15 protein-coding genes are annotated in these 22,847 nt (G+C 45.0%); 7 read left to right on the top strand and 8 right to left on the bottom strand.

From position 1 onward, the window contains the following. Positions 1-6 precede the first annotated feature (6 nt). The 8 genes from deoC to F3J22_RS05615 all read right to left on the bottom strand — a co-directional run bounded on the left by deoC (position 7) and on the right by F3J22_RS05615 (position 13,460). On the bottom strand, positions 7-663 hold the full coding sequence (gene deoC, locus F3J22_RS05650; protein ID WP_167015149.1) for a deoxyribose-phosphate aldolase: 657 nt from the start codon (positions 661-663) through the stop codon (positions 7-9). 157 nt (positions 664-820) lie between these two features. Continuing rightward, entirely contained in the window at positions 821-4,141 is a 3,321-nt protein-coding gene (secA, locus tag F3J22_RS05645) for a preprotein translocase subunit SecA (RefSeq protein WP_167015148.1), read from the bottom strand. A 475-nt stretch (positions 4,142-4,616) separates the two neighbouring features. Then, positions 4,617-6,104: a PKD-like family lipoprotein gene (locus F3J22_RS05640; protein ID WP_167015146.1), complete on the bottom strand. Its 1,488-nt coding sequence runs from the start codon at positions 6,102-6,104 to the stop codon at positions 4,617-4,619. A 24-nt stretch (positions 6,105-6,128) separates the two neighbouring features. Continuing rightward, positions 6,129-6,899 carry a DUF4843 domain-containing protein gene (locus F3J22_RS05635; RefSeq protein WP_167015144.1) on the bottom strand — a complete coding sequence of 257 codons (771 nt, stop codon included), beginning with the start codon at positions 6,897-6,899 and terminating at the stop codon, positions 6,129-6,131. A 10-nt stretch (positions 6,900-6,909) separates the two neighbouring features. Next, the gene (locus tag F3J22_RS05630) at positions 6,910-8,343 is read right to left on the bottom strand and encodes a RagB/SusD family nutrient uptake outer membrane protein (protein WP_167015142.1); all 1,434 of its coding nucleotides are present in this window, start codon (positions 8,341-8,343) and stop codon (positions 6,910-6,912) included. 18 nt (positions 8,344-8,361) lie between these two features. After that, positions 8,362-11,715, bottom strand: a complete 3,354-nt coding sequence (locus F3J22_RS05625; protein ID WP_167015140.1) for a SusC/RagA family TonB-linked outer membrane protein — start codon at positions 11,713-11,715, stop codon at positions 8,362-8,364. Between the two features lie 65 nt (positions 11,716-11,780). Then, entirely contained in the window at positions 11,781-12,752 is a 972-nt protein-coding gene (locus F3J22_RS05620) for a FecR family protein (RefSeq protein ID WP_167015138.1), read from the bottom strand. A 114-nt stretch (positions 12,753-12,866) separates the two neighbouring features. After that, complete coding sequence (locus F3J22_RS05615) at positions 12,867-13,460, bottom strand: RNA polymerase sigma-70 factor (RefSeq protein ID WP_167015135.1); 594 nt, start codon at positions 13,458-13,460, stop codon at positions 12,867-12,869. A 175-nt stretch (positions 13,461-13,635) separates the two neighbouring features. Here F3J22_RS05615 and F3J22_RS05610 point away from each other — a divergent pair, with 175 nt between their 5' ends. The 7 genes from F3J22_RS05610 to F3J22_RS05580 all read left to right on the top strand — a co-directional run bounded on the left by F3J22_RS05610 (position 13,636) and on the right by F3J22_RS05580 (position 22,677). Beyond that, on the top strand, positions 13,636-14,931 hold the full coding sequence (locus F3J22_RS05610) for a sugar MFS transporter (protein WP_167015133.1): 1,296 nt from the start codon (positions 13,636-13,638) through the stop codon (positions 14,929-14,931). 30 nt (positions 14,932-14,961) lie between these two features. Then, positions 14,962-16,125: a Gfo/Idh/MocA family protein gene (locus F3J22_RS05605; RefSeq protein ID WP_167015131.1), complete on the top strand. Its 1,164-nt coding sequence runs from the start codon at positions 14,962-14,964 to the stop codon at positions 16,123-16,125. A gap of 24 nt (positions 16,126-16,149) precedes the next feature. Then, entirely contained in the window at positions 16,150-17,205 is a 1,056-nt protein-coding gene (locus F3J22_RS05600; RefSeq protein WP_167015129.1) for a sugar phosphate isomerase/epimerase, read from the top strand. A gap of 35 nt (positions 17,206-17,240) precedes the next feature. Further along, the gene (locus tag F3J22_RS05595; protein WP_167015127.1) at positions 17,241-17,645 is read left to right on the top strand and encodes a c-type cytochrome; all 405 of its coding nucleotides are present in this window, start codon (positions 17,241-17,243) and stop codon (positions 17,643-17,645) included. Between the two features lie 30 nt (positions 17,646-17,675). Beyond that, a complete protein-coding gene (locus F3J22_RS05590; protein ID WP_167015125.1) occupies positions 17,676-18,392 on the top strand; it encodes a DUF1080 domain-containing protein in 717 nt (238 codons plus the stop codon). A gap of 127 nt (positions 18,393-18,519) precedes the next feature. Next, the gene (locus F3J22_RS05585; protein WP_167015123.1) at positions 18,520-19,248 is read left to right on the top strand and encodes a ThuA domain-containing protein; all 729 of its coding nucleotides are present in this window, start codon (positions 18,520-18,522) and stop codon (positions 19,246-19,248) included. Positions 19,249-19,275: 27 nt separating this feature from the next. Further along, complete coding sequence (locus F3J22_RS05580; protein ID WP_167015121.1) at positions 19,276-22,677, top strand: ThuA domain-containing protein; 3,402 nt, start codon at positions 19,276-19,278, stop codon at positions 22,675-22,677. Positions 22,678-22,847 lie beyond the last annotated feature (170 nt).

The raw sequence follows: 22,847 nt of genomic DNA, 5'->3' as shown, positions 1-22,847 counted from the left end.
GAGCAATCAGGCCTTAGCCTCTTTCACAATGGAAACGCTGGCACTGGCGCCAATCCTGGTAGCGCCGGCTTCGATCAGTTCCTTTGCAAATGCGAAGGTACGGATACCGCCGGAAGCTTTAATCTGGATTTCAGCAGGCAGGTTGGCTCTCATCAGCTTCACAGCATGTAAGGTAGCCCCTTTTTCAGCATAACCGGTGGAGGTTTTAACAAAATCCACGCCGTACTTTGCATACAGCTGGCAACACTTCACAATTTCCTCGTCTGTCAGTATCCCGCTCTCAATAATTACCTTGATCACCTTTTTCTTCTCCCGGATGATGTACATCAGGTTAGCGATCTCTTTTTCCAGGTATTCCCAGTCATTATTTTTTATGGCGGAGATATTGATGACCACGTCCAGTTCATCAGCCTCATCAACAATAGCCAGTACCGTCTCAGCTACTTTGGCTTCAATAGCCGAATAACCAAAAGGGAAGCCGATTACGGTGGCTACTTTGGTATTGGTATTTCCCAGAAACTGTTTAGCAATTTTTACGTACAGCGGCGGTACACAGGCAGCAGCGAAGTCATACTCTACGCATTCCAGACACAGGTTTTTGATATCTTCCAGTGTGGTCGTAGGTTTCAATATAGTATGATCTATATAGCGGTTAATTTCCATCAGATTATATTATTGGGCGAAATTAAACAATCTTTTTCTTTTCCCCGGGCAAAGGAGGCAGCACCGGGTTATCTTTTAAGGGCATTATAAGGCTGCAAAACAAAAAGGGACCGGCTTTGTAAGCCGGCCCCCTGATTATTTAACGGTTATCACCTGATTACAGGTCACGACCATGACATTGTTTGAATTTTTTACCGCTTCCGCAAGGGCAAGGGTCGTTACGACCTACTTTAGGACCTACGCGTACTGGTTCGGTTTTTTCTTCTTCTACTTCCTGTGCGTATTCAGCTGTAGCGCCCTGGTAGCTGTTTTGAGCAGACATATCCTCATGCGTTGCGCGCATTTTGCTCATATCTGTTCTTTCTTCCTGGCGTGCTGCTTCCGGCATTGGCTGCTGACCTTCATTTTCCATGAAGATCATGGCTTTGGTGAGGAAGGCTACGATATCGCGGCTGGTTTCACCATCCATTTCCTTGAAGAGGTTGAACGCTTCAAATTTATAGATCAGCAACGGATCTTTCTGTTCGTAAACTGCACTTTGTACAGATTGTTTCAGGTCATCCATTGCACGCAGGTGCTCTTTCCATGCATCATCGATGAGGTGCAGGGTGATGGTACGTTCGAGGGTATTCATCACTTCATGACCATGGGTTTCTGCAGTTTTGTGCAGATCAGGATAGATCTCCATACGTCTGCGGCCATCGGTAAATGGAATACCGATTGAACCGTATTGGTTAGGATGGTCCGCCATGATACGGGTGGAGATACCTTCAAAGTGTTCAGCGATCGCTGCTACTTTACGGTTATAGTTAGCTTTACCTTCGTGATACAGTTTGGTAGCCAGTGCATTGATATCGGTACGTGCCAGCTCTTCTTTAGTGATTTCAGTATCAATAGAGAAGTTCATGATGGCATCCATTTTGAAAGCTTCATAATCGCCGCTTTCTCTGTGGGTATTTACCAGGTTTTCAGCTACGTCATAGAATGCGTTATCGATATCGATCGCCAGACGTTCGCCAAACAGTGCGTGGTTACGTTTGCTGTAGATAACCGTACGTTGTTTGTTCATTACGTCATCGTATTCGAGCAAACGTTTACGGATACCGAAGTTATTTTCTTCTACTTTTTTCTGTGCTCTTTCGATGGAACGGGTAATCATGCTGTGCTGGATTACTTCGCCTTCTTTGTAACCCATACGGTCCATCAGACCAGCGATACGATCGGAACCGAACATACGCATCAGGTCATCTTCCAGGGAAACGAAGAACTGGGAAGATCCCGGATCTCCCTGACGACCGGCACGACCACGCAGCTGTCTGTCTACACGACGGCTTTCGTGTCTTTCTGTACCGATGATGGCCAGACCACCTGCTTCTTTCACGCCAGGTCCGAGTTTGATATCCGTACCACGACCCGCCATGTTGGTAGCGATGGTCACAGCGCCGGCCAAACCAGCTTCAGCAACAACCTGTGCTTCACGGGCGTGCTGTTTCGCGTTCAATACGTTGTGAGGTACTTTTTCGAAGGTGAGCATTTTGCCCAGCAATTCGGACACCTCTACAGAGGTAGTACCTACCAGTACCGGACGACCCGCAGCCTGCAGTTTCTTTACTTCTTCGATAACTGCTTTATATTTATCTCTCTTGGTTTTGTAAACCAGATCTTCAGCGTCATTACGGGAGATAGGCAGGTTAGTAGGGATGGTGATTACATCCAGTTTGTAGATTTCCCAGAACTCACCCGCTTCCGTAGTAGCGGTACCGGTCATACCACCAAGTTTGTGGTACATACGGAAGTAGTTCTGTAAGGTGATGGTTGCGAAGGTTTGTGTAGCAGCTTCTACTTTCACATTTTCCTTTGCTTCGATCGCCTGGTGCAGACCATCAGAGTAACGACGACCATCAAGGATACGACCTGTCTGTTCGTCTACGATTTTTACTTTACCATCCATTACCACATATTCCACATCTTTTTCGAAGAGGGTATATGCTTTCAGCAATTGCTGAGCGGAGTGGATACGGTCAGATTTAGCTGCAAATTCCTGCAGCAGGGTATCTTTACGCTGGAGTTTTTCTTCAGCAGGAACATCCAGTTTTTCGATTTCAGCCAGTTCAGAACCAACGTCAGGGAGGATGAAGAAGTGTTCATCTTCACCGGAGCCGGTAATTTCAGCGATACCTTTATCAGTCAGGTCTACGCTGTTATTTTTTTCTTCGATAGCGAAGTATAGGCCGGCGTCTACTTTAGGCATTTCGCGTTGCTGATCTGCCAGGTAGTAGTTTTCTGCTTTCTGCAGTAATACTTTCATACCTGGTTCGCTGAGGAACTTGATCAGGGCGCTACTTTTAGGTAAACCTCTCCAGGCGCGCATCAGTGCAAGGCCACCGGTTTTAGGATCATCTTTACCTTCTGCGATCAGCTTTTTAGCTTCCAGCAGGTATTTATTTACTTCTCTTCTCTGTAATTCAAACAGGTGAGCGATACGCGGCTGCAGTACATGGTATTCCTGTTCTTCACCACGGTATACCGGACCGGAAATGATCAGCGGTGTACGGGCATCATCGATCAATACGCTATCCACCTCATCGACCATAGCGAAGTGATGTTTGCGTTGTACCATTTCCTCAGGGCTGTGCACCATGTTATCACGGAGATAGTCGAAACCATACTCGTTATTGGTACCATAGGTGATATCAGCCAGGTAAGCCTGACGACGGGCAGCGGTGTTCGGTTGGTGAACATCGATACAGTCAACGGTAATACCGAGGAATTCGAAGAGAGGGCCGTTCCACTCAGAGTCACGCAGGGCGAGGTAGTTATTCACGGTTACGATGTGAACACCTTGTCCGGCGAGTGCGTTGAGGTAGGCAGGAAGGGTAGATACCAGTGTTTTACCCTCACCGGTAGCCATTTCGGAGATTTTACCCTGGTGTAATACGATACCACCGATGAGCTGTACATCATAGTGTATCATGTTCCAGGTAACCTGGTTGCCTGCGGCAGTCCAGGTGTTTTTCCAGATAGCCTTGTCACCTTCGATGGTAACATAGTCTTTGGTAACAGCCAGCTGACGGTCTAACGCGGTAGCGTTAGAGGTAATGGTAGTATTATTTGCCAGGCGACGGGCAGTTTCTTTGACAACTGCAAAAGCTTCCGGTAACAGTTCCTGGAGAATTACTTCCAGTTGCTTGTCACGGTCTTTTTTCAGTACGTCTATTTCTTGATAAATAGCATCTTTTATGGTAACATCCTCTGAATTGTCCGCAGTTTCCTGTTTTTCTGTTATATCCTTATCAATAACAGCAAGGTGTTCCTTGATACGGGCGCGGAAATCCTGGGTTTTATGACGCAGGTCGTCAATAGGCAGGGATTGCAGTTTCTCATACTCCTCATTGATCTGCTTCACTATTGGAGCGATAGACTTGATATCTCTGTCAGACTTATTCCCTCCAAACAGCTTTGTTAAAAAACCTAACATATAGAATGTTTAATTACGAATTACGATTTCAATTTCAAATGTAACTTACCTATCGTGGCTGAGTCGGAAGTAAATCCATCATCAGTTTTCATTTTTCCGTAACCAGTCCCTTTCAGTAGGAAATCCGGTTAAGTTAGTTGGACAGATAGGGATTGATGTTACTCAAATATTATGCTTGGAAGGCGGCAGCTGACAACGTGTCAGTCTATATTGCTGCTTTTCAAGGCCTGTAAAATTAGTAATAAATTCGGGGATTTCCGGGATGAAATAACGGCATAATACGGAAGAAATGATTTTTAACAAAATACAATTTGCAATCAGGCCAAATTGACGGATTTTGCCTATTACACTGCAAATCAGCATCGGCAGGGCTGTCAAAATGCCCATAAAAAAGCAAAAAGGCTGGCCTCTTCCTGAGAGACCAGCCTTTTAATATCAAAAACAGGGACTAGTTATAGCTATCTTTATATAATAATTATTTCTTATACAACATTTCTACTACTTTACCCACTCCTTCAATGGTTCGTACCAATATCAGCGGATCCAGCCGGCTTTCTATCCAGTACTGACGAATAGTACCATTGCTGCCGGCAGCTTTAGCCGGATTATAGGAGGCTACCATTACGCAATTTTCCAGATCAGCTAAAGGCCCGCTGAAATTATAGAAGTTCGGAATATATAAGCTGGTAATCTTCTCATTACCAAGGTCCACCATTAACCTGGCCAGACCAGTAGCAGCATCTGCCTCATACAGCTTGCCACCAGCTGCATAAAAAAGAAATCCATATGTATTGCTGATCGCAAAAGAAGTGGCATTGCCGATTTCAGGGTAACCGGAAATATCGTAAACCCCATCATACCTGACAGCACCATAGTCTGGTCCAAACTTGTAAAGTTTATAGATCCCTTTCTTACGGTCACCTACGACAGCGGAACTCTGCCCGTTGAGAAAGCGGCTGTCTCCCATCCAGATCAGGTCCAGACCAGTAGTAAAATTATCCGGAAGATCCGACGACTCACTGGATCTGGCATAAGGATTGAAAGCCACGAAGCGCTTTTCATCATCATTATACAATACACCTATCATACCTGTTCCCATCGCCACGAACGGGGCTGCACGAAACATACCGGTGGCGCCCTTCATCCTGTTGACAGGCAACGCAAAAGCCGGTACCCCCATTGGAGCGAAGTTGAAATACACATTCCCTCCGCTTATACAGAAATTAAGGCTGCTTTCATTAGATGCCATCGCCTCAGCAGTGGTTATATCACCGGCATTTACAAAATCATATGGCAGGCTATAGGTGCTTTTCCACTTCATGTAAAGATTATCTACTTTATACGCCGCCTTATCTCCCAGAATATAGGTCATATCACCGGTGAGCGTAGAATACCTGCGCAGGGCCTTAGGATTGGTAATTTCCGGCATTCCTGCTACTGTAAATTTCAGTACATCATCTATCAATGTATCCCTGGTCAGCAGATAAGATAACATATCCAGTCTGGCTTTTCCATTCACATCATTGAGGATCAGGAGGCCATTGGTAATCATGGTGGTAATTTTGAGCATGAACCGTTTCTGCTGGCTTAACCCTGTAGACTTGTCTGTGATCTTGAAAAAACAGGTGTAGGTATCAGGCTTCAGATTAGCGGCCCACTCCAGCGTAGGCGTGGTAGCAAATACTGTTCGTATAGTATCGCCTACAGCTACGTTGTATTTGTAGGAAATCCATTGGTAGCCAAACTTGTTGGTATCAGCAAGATTCGCATTGCTGTCGATACTCATCCTGACTGCTGGTTTAATACTGAGGGTATTGCCATACAGCATAACATACCCTTCATCGATATTGCTTATTTCAGTGACTTCATTGATGGGATGATAACTGTAATTACCCTTGTCTTTATAACAGCCGGTAAATACCATCAGTACACATGCCATTAAAGGGAAAAATATATTTTTCATTTTCATGTTTTCTGGTTAGATAAATCAGATAGATGCGGCAGGGCCCATCGTCATAACAGTACCATCTGCTTCGCGGATAGTATCACCTACCGCCGCATGATCTTTGAAATAGCGCATCATAAAGGAACTCAGATAAGTACAGGTAGGTACAGGAAGATAGGCGTTATTCGCAGTTGCAAAAGCTTTAATATCATAAGGAACGGCAGACCCAATCAGCAGAATTTTTTCTTTGGAGTATTTTCCAAAGTAAATATCTGCCCAACCAGCTGGTTGCGCTAATCTATCATCAATGGTGATTACATGACGCAATACATTTTTTGTAATGCCTTGTGCCTTATCAACCACAGCGGCTTTCAGACTAGTCGTAAAATTTTCATTCGGCAAAAGATGCATGTCGAGTACATATGTTTGTGTAGCCATCTCTTTTGTTTTGTAAAAACGGATGGGTATATACACCGAAAGTTTGCCTGCCGGCATCACCAATGATGAAGGCATATCATAATGAATGCCTCGTTTGGCCGGATTACCGACGGTATCCGCTATTTGCAGATTAAACGCACGGTCCTGTTTACTTGCAGGTCCGGTAACCCGGATCAGGAAGTTTACAGTGGTATCTGTAGTGAAAGGTGTATAGGCAAATGTTACAAAGCTTGTATCTTTTGGGATACTATTACTTGTAATAGAGAAATACACATCGTTGGTACTGTTATATGCGGGAATATCTTCCCTTTTGCAGGAGATTACAAAAAGACATCCTGCTATAATTATAAATAATCCTGTGATAATTTTTTTCATGGCAAGCGTATTAATTTCTGTACAAAATTTCATTTTCCGGAATCGGTAAAACGTACTGTGTTGCAGACATTCTCACTGTAGTGCCGCTTCCATCGCCTTTTGTGATGGGGGTAGAACCTAACCTTTTATAATAAAAGAAGCATTGCCCTTCTCCATAAAATTCTCTTTTAAACTCTTTCATCAATTCGGTAGCCACAGTAGCTGTAGCTGGTGCATCGAATACTTTACGTGCTTTCCTGACTGCATTCAGATATCCGAGTGCGGTTGCTTTATCTGATTCACATTCTGCTGCAATCAAATACATTTCTGAAATACGGATCATAGGCAGATGATAGACAAAGGAATATTTTGTCGGCTCACTGATATCCGCATATTTATAAAAGCATCTGTAGATTTTTACGCCACCAGCCGGAGTTACCCAGTTTGCAGTATATCGGGGATCATTGTCATTCCTCTCATATTCATTTCCCAGGTTGGCGGGAGCAGCAGCAAGAATGTTTGCATCCTTGTTAGATGGAGAGAAATACTTTTGAAATTTAGCATCCATATTGATATCCTGCAAAGCGAACAACAACTCAGAAGCAAAGAGGCGATCAGGGTTCGGACCAGAGACATTTCGTGGATCGACAAAAGGAAATTTCGGTCCGGCTGTCGTTATTACTTTCTTTGCATACTGATAGGCCGCTGCTTTGGCTTTAGTATAGAGATATACTCTCGCCTTGAGCGCCTGTACTGCATATACGTTCAATCTGAACTGGCGGAAATGCCAGGTAGGATTGTCAATGACTGAATTGGACCAGGTTCTGCCTTCTGTAATAACCGGATCATCCTGCAATAAAACTTCTGCACTATCCAGGTCATTTAATACATGCTTCGCCACTTCATTAGCGGGAAGAAAAGGTAAATACTTGTCAGTGAATTTATCGTAATATGGAATTCTTGCAGAGAGGCTGTCCGTACCATACACCGGGCCATAAAGCCTCAATATATCGAAGTGCAGGTATGCGCGTAATCCAAGTAATTCTCCTTTAATCCATCTGCGGTGTTCCGCTGTACCTACCTCTTTACGAACTTCCAGCTGGGAAAGGGCTTTATTCACTGCTGCAATATGTTTGTACATAGCAGCCCAAACTTCTCCGAATTTATCTTTCACCTTGTCATCCGTATAGTTATATAGCCCCAGCTGATAATACGGGCTCTCATCACTCAGAGAATAGCGCTGGCCAAGCACTTCTACCATTTCCATTGTCATGGCGCCACCATAAGTGCTGGCCTGCGTCATGTCCAGGTATACCCCATTCAATGCCTTCATAAAGCCAGCTTCTGTGGAAAACAGGTCATCGGCAATTACCTGGTCTCTTGGCTTCACATCGAGGTATTTTTTACAGGAGGTAAAAGCTGTTACAGCAAATAATATGATAGCGTATATAGTTAATCGTTTCATCATTATTCTTTTAAACAATTAAAAGCCTACGTTAATAGAAAAGGCCACTGTATTGGCAAAAGGATAGTCCAGGCCCCGTTCGTTCCTAATCGTTGAAAAACGGAAAATATCATTCGTATATGCGTTCAGGCGAAGACTGGTCAGGCCGTATTTACGAATCATCTGTATGGGAAAATCATAGCCCATATTAATGGATTCACCAGCGAGGGTATTTTCTCTCTGAACAAAGCGTGAAGTCATTTTGGAAGTATTGGCGATGAGGGCATTTTTATCTGCGGTCATAGTGATTTTCCTGTATTTAGCCACGTCGCCTGGATACAGCCATCTGTCGTAATATGCACGACGGTCGGCATTTTTGCCTACATTTTCATAGCTGATATTATCTACCTTATCATAAACGGCTTCATTAAATGCATCTCCGCCGTAACGATACCTCAGGTAAACACCCAGGGTAATGCCTTTATAGAAGAAATTCGTCCCGATGATACCATCGAGTTTCGGACGGGTGTCACCCAATACTACCTCGTCTTTGGAGTCATAGGTGAAGGTGTGTGTTCCATCTTTCTTAATAAAAATCTCATTACCTGTACCAGGATCAATACCGGCAGAACGTACGCCCCAGATAGCGGTAGGACTTCCCCCATCATAGTAACGGGTGGTATTCAGGCCCTGATTTTCTTTATTCATACCTGCCAGTGCAGTACCCATACCTTCATAGCGGGCATTTTCGTGTTTGGCAGAGAAATTAATTGTCCATACCACTCTTTCAGCGGTACGCATAATCGGAGAAACAGCCAGCTGGAAATTATAACCGTTGCCTACCTGCTTACCCAGGTTCATACTGGTAGTGGTAGTTCCGGTAGATACAGGCACATTAAAGACAGCCACCAGCGGATCTGTTTCACGGTTATAGTAATCGCCGTTAAACTTGATTCTGTTGTTTAGCATTACCAGGTCCAGCCCAATGTTCTTATCTAATGTCTTTTGCCATTTCAGGAAGGGATTTCCAAAGGAATTGATATTAACGCCCGTACCAAATTCATTACTTAAACCGAGGTTGTAGGTATAGAGTGTATAGGTCTGGTAGGAGGGGAAATTCTGGTTACCGGGAGTACCTACAGAAGCTCTTAACTTCAGCATGGATACATTACGGTATTGCTCCATAAATGCTTCGTTATGAATATTCCACGAAGCCCCGACTGACCATGAGTTGGTAAACAATCTGTCTAAGCCATAGATAGAAGCACCATCTTTACGATAATTCGCCTCCAGTACATAACGTCTGTCATATACATAACCTCCATTAAAATAGAAGCTGGTATTACGTTTGGTTGATTCTGCCGTGATCGGCCTGCCATTTAATTTGTAAGCTGCAGCAAATCCGGGAGAATCCATATCATCAGGGAATCCGCTGCTCTCATATCCTTCACGGGTTTGTAGTCTGCTCTGGAAATTCCAGCCACCAACAGCATTCAGCTGATGTTTGTTGGCAATGATTTTACCAAAGGTAACCGTTAACTCTCCATCATAACCGAAGGTATTATTGGATACTTTCTGATAATAACCACGTTCTTTTATCGGCTTAAAATAAAAGTCCGTATTCCGGGATGGGGAGAATACCTCTGTATTATTGTCGTCTTTTGTAAGACCAAGGCGTGCACGAACGCGCCAGTCTTTGGTCACGCTCCATTCAGACATAAAGTTGTTGATAAGCTGCAGGTCTTTGGTCCTGTTCCTACTGTTCAGCGTTGCGTTATACAATGGATTTACAACGGTATCCAGTTTATCGTTTGCATCATAGTAGATTTCCAGAAAAGGTGACACAGAACCATCATCGTTACGCTTCTTATAATAAGGGTTGGCATAAGCAAAGCTGGAAAAAGAGCCATATGGTGATTCATCCGCGGTATAGAAACTGACAGACAGGTTATTGCTGAACATGAATTTTTTCTTGCGGTACATCAGTTTCAGGTTTCCACCTCCCTGATCTCTTCCGGAACCTTTCATTACACCGGATATCTTTTTGTAGTTGACACCCGCGGAGTAGCGCATATCATTATCCCCACCTTCTATATACAGGGAATGACCGGTGGTTATTCCTGTTTGCAGTGGTTCGCTCAGCCAGTAAGTATTTACACCTTGTGCAACATTACGGAGATGCGCGTTATAAACACTATCCAGTCGTTGTCCGTACTCTGTTTCAGTGAGATACTGCTTATACTTACCCACTGCATACTCAAATGCCAGTTTTTCTGAGGCATTCATCAGGTTGTAATCCCTGAGGTCCGGTACAGTGACGGAGTTGTCGGTGACATAGTTCACACGTAGCTGCCCTGGTTTAGGTTTTTTTGTTTCTATCACCACTACGCCATTTGCTGCTTTGGAACCATAAATAGCGGTAGATGCAGCATCTTTCAGAATGGTAACACTTTCTACGCGGTTCATATCCAGATCTACGACAGTCCGAAGGTCTGCTTCAAAACCATCGAGGATAAACAATGGTTGATTCGGATCAGTACCGAATGTTTCCTTCATCCCTATCACGCTTGTCTTTCCACGTATCTCCAGGTTAGGCAGTACGTTAGGATTGGAGCCAGTGAGGTTATTTTCAAATACGGTAAAGGCAGGGTCCAGTGAACGAAGGCTCTGGATGATATTCTGGTTACCTATCTGTTTCAGTTCACGGGCGGTGTAGTTGGAAACACTACCTGAAAAACTTTCTTTACTCCTTTCGAAGATACCGTTTACTACTACTTCCTTGATTTTACTAACATCTTCATTAAGCGTGATGTTAGCAGATTTACGGCCTCCCACCGCGTATTCCAGCGGTTTATACCCAACATAGCGAAACACGAGTATATCATCTTCCTTAACGGTAATGGTAAACTTACCGGAAGGATCTGTCTGTGTTCCTTTGTTAGTGCCTTTGACCTGAATGGTAACACCGGGAGCCTGGGTATTTTCACCTGTGCGGTCATTCAGCACAACACGACCGGTGAAGGAATACGTTTTTTCCTGCTGTACTTTAGCGGCGTGTGTTTCAGCATTTCTGACAATTACTTTATCACCGATAACAGTGTAAGTAAAATCATTTTTAAAAACATCTTTTAATACTTCCTGTACAGCCATATTTTTTGCAGTGATGCTGACAGGTTCCTGACGGCTGGCAATATCGCCGTCATAAACGAAGTTGAGGTTGGTCTGACGCTCGATCTCGTATAATACGTTGGAAATGGACTGGTTTCGGACATTTACGCTAATCCTTTGAAATAGATTTTGTGCTCCGGCAGGCAATGCCAGCGTCGTCATCAGTAGACTGCAGGCTACACTGCGCCCAAACCAACCTTTAAAAGTCAGGTAGATTTTTTTCATGGCATAAGCATTTTTAGCTTCTGGCTGATTTTAGTTGATAATTAGAAAATAGAAATGTCAGTACGTTATTTGAAATAGATAGTGTCGTTCTTTTTTTCCGCCTTACACAGATATGTTGTTGTGATAATACCCAACACTTCTTCCAGGTTGTTGTCGTCAAACCTTACCGTCAGTTTTTTATTAACCAGGCTTCCCGGAAGAATATTGACATGATAATAGGCTGATAATATTTTACACACTTCCGGCATTGGTGTATTTCTGAAAGTCAGGCGATGTGTTCTCCATGCGATGGAGTTTGGATCATCGGGCAGGGCGTTAGTTTCCTGCGATTGCAGATCGAATTGTCCCTGATTGCCGGCAGACAGAATGACGCCGTGCATATCGCTGCGTCGTTCGAGTGAAACCTTACCGGTATTTACTGCTACAAGAATATGGCGCCCGTTAATTTTCATATTGAAAGAGGTACCGAGTACCCTTACAGCAGCTGTTCCGCTGTTGACGATAAACGGATGCTGCGGATCATGGGCAACATCAAAGAATGCCTCTCCTGATTCCAGCTCCACTTCCCTGCTCCCTGAAGCTTCAAAAGAAGCAGGGTAGTGGATAACGGCGTAGTGATTGAGATAAATTTTAGAATGGTCGGGAAGGAGCAGGGAATCAATATTCCTTTGCGTCGTTTTGGTGAGCCACTGTTGTTTGGCTGTTGGTTGGTCTTTCCAGAGCCAGTAGCAGGTAATTAATGCGGCTACGGAAGCGGCGGCGGTCCAATACTTCCAGTACAGGCGGCGTACAGGTACCTGATCATCCCCCTCCAGTGCGGAGAGGCGACTTTCAAATCTTTTGGCAGCCGCAGGAGCGTCGATGCCTTCCCAGGCAGCCGCTGCTGGCGCCTGTGCCCAGATCTCCGACAGCTCTTTCCAAATAATGGCATGCTCCGGTTCCTGTAACCAGGTTTTTAATGATTGTTGTAATGCTACGTCCTCTGGCGACTGCAAACAGCGCAACAGAAACCCATAATCAATGGTTGGTTTTTTCATCTTCACGAACGGCGTTGTAATGCTGAGACAAATCAGCCATCACGAACCCCCAAAAAATTTTATTTTTTTTACGAGATTTTTTTGGCGGGCGTTAACAACACATTAAATATTATACTATATGCCTATCAGTAACAGGATGAGATTTCTTGCTGCCGGTGAAGGTGAGGTTGCAACTTTGTCCAACAGCTCTTCCTTCAGCTGCCGGAGTGCGATTGTCATCTGATTCTCTACCGTTTTGACAGAAATCCCAAGTTTTGTCGCAATTTCCTGATTTTTCAGTCCGGAATAACGATTTAGTTTAAAAATTTCCCGGCATTTTTTGGGAAGGCGCTCGATAGCGTAAAAGATACGTTCCTGTAGTTCCTGTTCTTCTATAAATGTACAGAGGTAAGATTCGTCCTGTAATCTCGTGATATTATCGTGGTGTGTTTTGTGGGAAGATTCTTTCCTGAGATGGTTAATAGCGCGGTTTACCACAGCTTTGTACAGGTAGCTTTTTAAGGCTGCCGGGTGTTCCAGCTGAATTTCTTTTTCCCAGACAGACAAAAATACGTCCTGCACAATTTCTTCGGCCTGCTCTTTACCAACCAGGTTGGCGGCAGCTACGAATAATTGTGGATATAACAATTGATAAACATTGGTAAATACAGACTTATCACGATTTTTCAGGCCGATTAAAGTCTGCTCGGTATTAAAGCCGGCACTCATCACAAATATTATTTAAAATACATATATATCATCTGGTCATTTAGTCCCAGCCGGGACTATGTAAATTTTTTCTTAAAAAAGCCATTCATCCATAAAAAGGCGAAAAAGTGTGAATACTTTTTATAAATTTAGTCGTTTTATTACAAGTTTCTAAAATTCACAAAACTCCACGTTTATGGCAAAGGCGATTCAGCCAAACAAATTATTTGTAGCCAGTTGTATGGCACTGTTAGTAACCTCTCTGTCCTTTGGCATCCGTGCCGGTATTCTGGGCGAGCTGGGAGCGAAATTTGATCTTAGCGCTTCACAGCTGGGGGTCATTGCCAGTACAGCATTCTGGGGATTCCCGCTGGCAGTTGTTATTGGGGGTTTTGTGGTAGATATCATCGGTATGAAACGCCTGTTGCTGGCTGCTTTTATCCTGCACCTTGCCGGTATTCTGCTGACAATATTTGCCACCGGTTTTTCTACCCTCTTTATTTCCACGCTGTTCATAGGAATGGCCAACGGTACAGTGGAAGCGGCATGTAATCCGCTGGTAGCTACTATTTTCCCTGACAACAAGACAACGAAATTAAACCACTTTCACCTCTGGTTCCCTGGTGGTATTGTAGTAGGTGCATTGCTGGTATTTTTCATGAGCAAAATAGGTCTCGGATGGCAGATCCAGGTGGGTTCCATGATTATCCCTACCCTGCTTTACGGCTACCTTTTCCTCCAGCTGGATATGCCGGTTACTGAGCGCGTTGCCGCTGGTATCAGCACTAAAGATATGTACAGAGCGGTGTTCACTCCACTGTTCGCTGTTATTTTCATCCTGATGTTCGGAACAGCCATTACAGAACTGTTTACTGGTCAATGGATAGAAATCCTGCTAAAAAACGTAACAGAAAACTCCATCCTGATCCTGGCGATGACTGCCGGCGTACAAACATTTGGAAGAGCTTTTGCCGGCCCGGTGGTACATCGTATGTCACCAACAGGCGTATTGCTGATTTCAGCCATTCTTTCTGCGCTTGGTTTATATATGCTCGGCCATGTTTCCGGCAATATGATTTTCCTGGCCGCCTTTATTTTCGGTATGGGCGTAACTTATTTCTGGCCTTGCATGATCGGATTTGTATCTGAAAATCTTCCTAAAACAGGCGCACTCGGTATGAACCTGGTAGGTGGTGCAGGTATGTTTGCCGTATCTATCTATACTATCTTCATGGGTGGTGTTTATGACAGCATCATTGCACGTCAGCTGCCTGCAGGCGCATCCCTGGATGCTTACCGTACCGCAGCAGCAGGCAGTCCTGAAGCAGCGGAATTCGCAAAAGCACAAGGTGTTGCCGGTCCGGAAATATTGAATACCACCCTGGTAATTCCTATTATCCTGATCGTTGCCTTTACCTTACTGTATTTCTACATGCGTAACCGCAAAAAACCTGAAATCGCACACGTAGCAGCTGCTGAAGCTGTAGCATAAATTATTAAAATAAAAAGCTGATTTGAATATATGACACGCAAGCTCAGAATGGGAATGATCGGAGGCGGAAAAGATGCCTTCATCGGTGCTATCCACCGTATCGCCGCCAACATGGACGGTCTTATAGAACTCGTTGCAGGCGCACTCAGTGTAAATCCTGAGATCGCTGTGGATTCCGGAAAAATGCTTTTCCTGGACCCGGAACGTACCTACACCGATTTCAAAACAATGCTGGAAAAAGAAGCTGCCATGCCGGCAGATAAACGACTGGACTTCGTTACGATCGTTACGCCAAACTTTGCACACTTTGAACCTGCTATGATGGCGCTGGACAAAGGTTTCAACGTGGTAATCGAAAAACCTATCACCATTTCCCTGGAAGAAGCCAAACAGCTGAAAGCAAAAGTGGAAGAAACCGGTCTTTCCTTACTGCTCACCCACACCTATACTGGCTACCCGATGGTAAAACAGGCACGTCAGATGGTGAAAAACGGTGACCTCGGAAAAATCCGTAAAGTATGGGTGGAATATCCGCAAGGCTGGCTGTCTAAACTCAGCGAAAGAGAAGGTAACGCACAGGCAGCATGGAGAACAGACCCTAAACGTTCCGGTAAAGCCGGCGCTATGGGCGATATCGGTACACATGCATTTAACCTGGCTGAATATATTACCGGTGCTAAACTGGAAAAACTTTGTGCAGACCTGAACATCGTGGTTCCTGGCCGTGCACTGGATGATGATGGTGGCGTATTACTGCGCTTCGACAATGGTGCTTCCGGTGTGCTGATGGCATCACAGGTAGCTGCCGGCGAAGAAAATGCGCTGAAAATCCGCGTGTATGGCGAAAAAGGCGGCCTCGAATGGGCACAGCATGAGCCAAACACCCTGCTGGTAAAATGGCTGGACAAACCAACAGAAATCTATCGTGCAGGAAACGGATATAGCTTCCAGTCTTCCTACATGACACATAATACCCGCACACCAGGCGGCCACCCTGAAGGATACCTGGAAGCATTCGGTAACCTGTACCGTAATTTCGCACAGACATTATCCGCTAAAATCGACGGCGTTCAACCATCTGCTGAATCACTGGATTTCCCTGGTGTAGAAGAAGGTATCCGCGGTATGGCGTTTATTGATAATGTTGTTAAATCTTCACAGAGCGAAGTTAAATGGACTAACTTCGAAATTTAATCACAGGTTAAACGGAAAGGTATTATGAGAACAATAAAAGGACCTGGTATTTTTCTTGCCCAGTTTATGGGCGATGCAGCCCCCTTCAACAGTCTGAAAAGCATCTGTGAGTGGGCCGCTTCCATCGGTTTCAAAGGTGTACAGATCCCTAGCTGGGATGGTCGCCTGATCGATCTGCAAAAAGCTGCGGAAAGCAAAACCTATGCAGATGAAATCAAAGGTATCGTGAATGAAGCCGGGCTGGAAATCACAGAACTGAGCACACACCTGCAGGGACAACTGGTAGCAGTAAATCCTGCTTTCTCTGAAATGTTTGACCAGTTTGCGCCTGCGCAATATCACAATAACATCAACGCACGTACGGAATGGGCCGTTAACCAGCTGAAATATGCTGCCAAAGCCAGCCGTAACTTCGGACTGGATGCACATGCTACCTTCAGCGGTGCACTGCTCTGGGCGCCAGCCATGTACCCATGGCCACAACGCCCTGCAGGACTGGTAGAAGCCGGCTTTGCCGAACTGGCAAAACGCTGGATGCCTATCCTCAACGAATTTGAAGAATATGGTGTGGACGTATGCTACGAAATCCATCCAGGTGAAGACCTGCATGATGGCGCCAGCTACGAGCGTTTCCTGGAAGCTACCGGCAACCACAAACGCGCCTGCCTGCTCTACGATCCGAGTCACCTGGTATTACAATGCCTGAACTACCTGGAATATATCGACATTTATCACGAAAGAATTAAAGCTTTCCACGTAAAAGACGCGGAATTCAATCCTACCGGCCGTTCCGGTGTTTACGGCGGTTATCAGTCCTGGATAGATCGTCCGGGAAGATTCCGCTCCCTCGGCGACGGACAGGTAGACTTCAAATCTGTTTTCAGCAAATTAACACAGTACGACTACGCCGGCTGGGCTGTAATGGAATGGGAATGCTGCATGAAACATCCGGAAGATGGCGCAAAAGAAGGCGCTCCTTTCATCAAAGATCACATCATCCGCGTAACAGAAAAAGCTTTCGATGATTTTGCAGGCGCCGCCACTGACGACGCTTTCAATAAGAGAATATTGGGAATCTGATAATATAAAGCAAACTAAAAATCAATTAACAGAAAATGAAAAAGAGATATCTGGCTCCGTTTGTATTGAGTGCTTTATTCTTCGCAGCATGCGGAGGTGGTAGCAACTCTGCAGAGAAACAGGCGGGCAGCGAAACGGAACATGCAGCAGACAACTCTATGGTATCACCTAATGCCGATAAGCCAATGACCAAAGGTCAGGAACTGATGGCACAGTCAGATTGTAAAACCTGTCATAAGGAAGAAATCAAAGTAGTTGGACCTTCATTTAAAGATATCGCCGGTAAATACCCAAACACCGACGAAAATGTGGATAAACTCGCAGATAAAATCATTAAAGGTGGATCCGGTAACTGGGGCGAAGTAGCTATGCTGCCGCACACCAACGTATCTAAAGATGATGCTAAGGAAATGGTGAAATACATCCTTTCTTTGAAATAGTCTGATTTTTCATCATAACAAAATGCCAGCATGAAAAAAGTAGTTATGGCTGCTGCCCTCGCAGCACTCGTTTGCACATCAGCTTTTGCTCAAACACCGAATACCCTCACTGCTAAAGAGAAAAAAGCAGGCTGGAAACTCCTGTTCGACGGCAAAACAACAACCGGATGGCATACTTACCAAAAAGATGCTGCCAGTCCTGCATGGAAAGTGGAAGATGGGGCCCTCGTACTCGACCAGAACGCCAAAAAGAACGGCGCTCCCGGTGGAGACCTGGTGACCAATGAGGAATATGAAAACTATGCACTGAGCATCCAATGGAAAATATCCGAAGGTGGCAACAGCGGAATCATATTCGGCGTACATGAATCCCCTGAATTCAAAAACACCTACGAAACAGGTCCTGAAATGCAGGTATTGGACGATGACAGACACCCTGACGGGAAAATCATCAAGCACAATGCTGGCGATCTGTATGATCTTGTTAAATCTTCCAGCAAAGCTGTAAAGCCTGTAGGAGAGTGGAATACCGCTGAGATTATCAAGAAAGACGGTCACCTGACCCTCAAACTGAATGGTGTCACCACCGTTCAAACCACCGTAGGCACTCCTGAATGGGATGCCCTGGTTGCTAACAGTAAATTCAAAACCTGGAAAGGATTCGGCAAATATCAGAAAGGCCATATCGCTCTACAGGACCATGGCAACGAAGTAGCTTACCGCGATATCAAAATCCGCGCCCTGTAAGCTGTTTCCAGTCTTTTATTATCGAGGCATCAAGCATAAAGCCGGCTACACATGTTCTATTGTCTCAGCAGCTTTATGCTTAATGCCTTTTTTTATTATCCAGGATCAAACCATAGCATCTAGTAAGATGAAAAAATTCACCACGTTCCTCGCCTTTTTATTACTGGTGACAGCCATCTCTGTCAGTGCAAAACACAAATACCGCGTACTCGTATTTTCCAAAACCAAAGGTTTCCGTCATGATTGTATCCCTGTTGCCAAAGCAGCCATCATGAAGCTCGGGCAGGAAAACAACTTCGCCGTGGACACCACGGAAGATGCTTCCGTTTTCACCTACGAAAACCTGAAAAAATACGATGCCGTAATTTTCAGCAGTACCACCGGCGACGTACTCGACAGCGCCCAACAGGAAGCCTTCACTAAATATATTCACAAAGGAGGCGGATATATGGGTATACACGCTGCTACCGATACGGAATACGACTGGCCATGGTACGGCAAACTGGCAGGTGCTTACTTCACCAGCCACCCTAAACAACAGGTTGCTACGCTCCACGTAGTCGATAAATCAAATATCGCTACCAAACATCTCCCTGATAACTGGTCACGCAAAGACGAATGGTACAATTTTAAAGATATCAATCCTGATATCCACGTACTGATCAAAATCGATGAATCTACCTACGAAGGTGGTAAAAATGGTGATAACCACCCGATGGCATGGTACCACGATTTCGAAGGCGGACGCGCTTTCTACACCGAATTAGGTCATACTAAAGAGTCGTATGATGATCCTGCCTACCTGCAACATCTGCTCGGTGGCATTCAATACGCAGCCAACATCAAATCAAAATAATTGTTAACGAATTTATTTTCTCCCATCATGAAACCTATTTCCAGACTGCTCCTGCTGGTAGCGCTAGTGACTACCTTTGCCAGTTGCAGTAAAAAAAGAGAAGGAAAGCCAAGGATACTTGTATTCACAAAAACAATGGGCTTCCGCCATGCTGCTATTCCGGCAGGTATTGCCGCTTTTCAGCAGAAACTTGCCACAGACCTGAATATCAGCGTAGATACTACTGAAGATGCCTCCAAATTCAATGAGGATACCCTCGCGCAGTATTCCGCTGTAGTATTCCTGAATACTACCGGCGATGTACTCAACAACTACCAGGAAGCAGATTTTGAAAGATATATCCAGGCCGGTGGCGGCTTCGTTGGCGTACATGCCGGCACCGACACTGAATACGGCTGGGGATGGTACAATCACCTGGTAGGCGCACAATTTGCCAATCACCCCGAAGGCGTACACGAAGCAAAACTGGATGTTGTCAACCAGAAATTCTTCGAGCCTTTCAAACTCCCGCCATCATTCAATCATACCGACGAATGGTATAATTTCAAAAACTACGATACCACTGTTAAGGTGCTCATCAAACTGGATGAAACTACCTATAAAGGTGGTACGATGAATAATAATCATCCTATCGCCTGGTACCACGATTACGATGGAGGCCGTGCCTTCTATACCGGCATGGGACATACCGAAGAATCTTACAAGGAAGAAAACTTCCTCAACCAGCTGAAAGCAGGTCTGACCTATGCTATCGGCGACAACCAGGTGCTGGACTACAGCAAAGCCACTACTGAACGTGTGCCTGCTGAAGACCGCTTCACTAAAAACGTACTCACTTCCGGCCAGTTCTTCGAACCAACGGAAATGACGATACTCCCTAACCTGGATATCCTCGTGGCACAACGCCGCGGTGAACTGATGCTCTATAAGTCAGCCGACAAAACCCTTACCCAGGTTGGTTTCCTGAAAGTTTATTTCAAAGCAGAAGTGCCCAATGTAAATGCGGAAGAAGGTTTCCTCGGTCTCGCTGCAGACCCTGATTTCAAAACCAATCACTACATCTATGTGATGTATTCTCCGGCAGATACTTCTGTAAACAGGCTTTCCCGCTTCAAATTTGAGAATGATAAACTGGATATGGCTTCTGAAAAGCAAATTCTGCAATTCTATTCTCAACGTAATATCTGCTGCCATACCGGCGGTTCTATTGCCTTCGGCCCGGATAAACTGCTGTACCTCTCTACTGGTGATAATACTACGCCATTCGATGAGCCTAACCAGCAATTTACCACCAAGTCTTTCGGCCCTACAGACGACAGACCCGGACACCTGCAATATGACGGTCGTCGCACATCTTCCAATACCAACGACCTACGCGGTAAAATTCTCCGTATAAAAGTAGAAGCAGATGGTAGCTACACCATTCCTGAAGGAAACCTCTTCCCTAAAGGAACGCCTAAAACAAGACCTGAAATTTTCGCCATGGGTACACGTAACCCATATCGTATTTCTGTAGACCAGAAAACAGGTTTTGTGTATTGGGGAGAAGTAGGCCCGGATGCCAATGCAGATGATTCATTGCGCGGCCCTCGTGGCTATGATGAAGTAAACCAGGCAAAGAAAGCCGGCTACTACGGTTATCCGATGTTCATCGCCAATAATAAGCCTTATCGTGAGTTCGACTATGAAACCGGTAAGAGCGGCAACTGGTACGATCCTAAAAAACCTGTTAATACATCCAGGAACAATACAGGTCTGAGAGAATTACCTCCTCCTGTGCCGGCAATGATCTGGTACCCTTATGGTAAATCAGATGAATTCCCGCTGGTAGGCTCTGGTGGCCGTAACGCAGAAGCTGGCCCGGTATACCACTCTGAATATTATCCTAAGGAAACTCGTTTCCCGGATTACTATAACAACAAACTGTTTATCTACGACTGGATCCGTGGTTGGATCATGGCCGTAACCCTGGATAAGGATTACAACTATTCCAAGATGGAGCGTTTCATGCCACATATCAAGCTGAATGCGCCTATCGACATGGAAATGGGTCCTGACGGACGTTTATATGTACTGGAATATGGCAATGGCTGGTTCAGTAAAAACGTAGACGCCGGATTATCCCGCATAGATTTCAATGGCGGCAACCGTGCGCCTGTAGCTGATTTAGAAGTAGATAAACTGAACGGCAGTCTGCCATTTACCGTGAAACTCTCTGCAAAAGGCAGTAAAGATCCTGATGGCGACAAGCTGACTTATCTCTGGTATTTCGGTAATGGTAACAAGAAAGAAACCACAGAACCTACGGTAGATTATACTTTCACCACTGCAGGTGAATATAGTATAGCCGTTGAGGTTATAGATGCCAATGGTGCTAAAACACGCAGCCGCGAAATACCTGTATACGCAGGTAATGAAGCGCCTGTTGTAAAAATTGACATCACTGGTAATAAGATGTTCTACTTCCCTGGAAAACAGGTACAATATGCGGTTTCAGTAACAGACCATGAAGATGCGCCTAATGGTGGTGTTATCACTGACCTGACAGACCTCTTCGTAAAAGCAGATTACATCCAGGGTAATGATAAAGCTGCTGCGCCACAAGGCCACCAGATTATCACCGGCGCCATTGCCGGTAAAAATATCATGGAGATATCTGACTGTAAAACCTGTCATAAACCTGATGAGAAGTCTATCGGACCATCTTTCAAACAGGTAGCAGATAAATACAAGGCAGATCCTGCTGCACCGGAAAAACTGGCGCATAAAATCATCAATGGTGGTGGTGGCGTATGGGGCGAAACCGCTATGTCTGCCCACCCTGGCCTGTCTATGATAGAAGCGAAACAACTGGTAGAATACATTTATTCCATCGGTGGTGCTACTGCGAAAATTCCTTCGCTGCCGGCAACTGGTAGTCTGAACCCAAGCCTGAAAGGCGACATCAAAGATGATGGGGTATTATATCTCTCTGCTTCTTACACCGATAAAGGTGCAGTAGGCATCAAACCTATGACAGGCACAGCAAGCGTAGCACTCTACAACCCACGCATTGCAGCCAGCGCATACACCAAAGCTGACGGCGTTTCTGCCTTCGAAATGAATGGCATGAAATTCCTCATCCCGGGAGTGGCCGGCAGTGCAGTTGAATACGGCAACCTCGACCTGACCAGCGTTTCAGGCGTTGACATCAACTACATGACCAATGCTGCGGTAGATGCAGGCTTTGATGTAACGGCCTTCCTGGATGGCAACCAGATCGGCACCATGCAGATCGGTCCGGGTGCTGTACCAATGAAGCCGAATGCATCATCTGTGAAACTCCCTCCGGTAACGGATGGCAAAAAACACACACTGAAGTTTGCATTCAAACCAATTGATCCTGCCAAGCAGCCTCCAATTGGTATTACATCGATTTCATTGCGATAATAATAATTTAACATTATAACAAACGGCGTCTCTACTTGTAGAGGCGCCGTTTTATTTTTTACTGCCGCCATATATCAGTAACCTCATTTAATTTGGACACCGAACCAATTACAACATGTACTGTTAATTACGCTAAACTCATCTTTCCTAGCACTTCTCACATTACGAAA

The organism is Chitinophaga sp. Cy-1792, assembly GCF_011752935.1.
Lineage (GTDB): Bacteria > Bacteroidota > Bacteroidia > Chitinophagales > Chitinophagaceae > Chitinophaga.
This window is presented reverse-complemented; position numbering and strand designations above follow the sequence as displayed.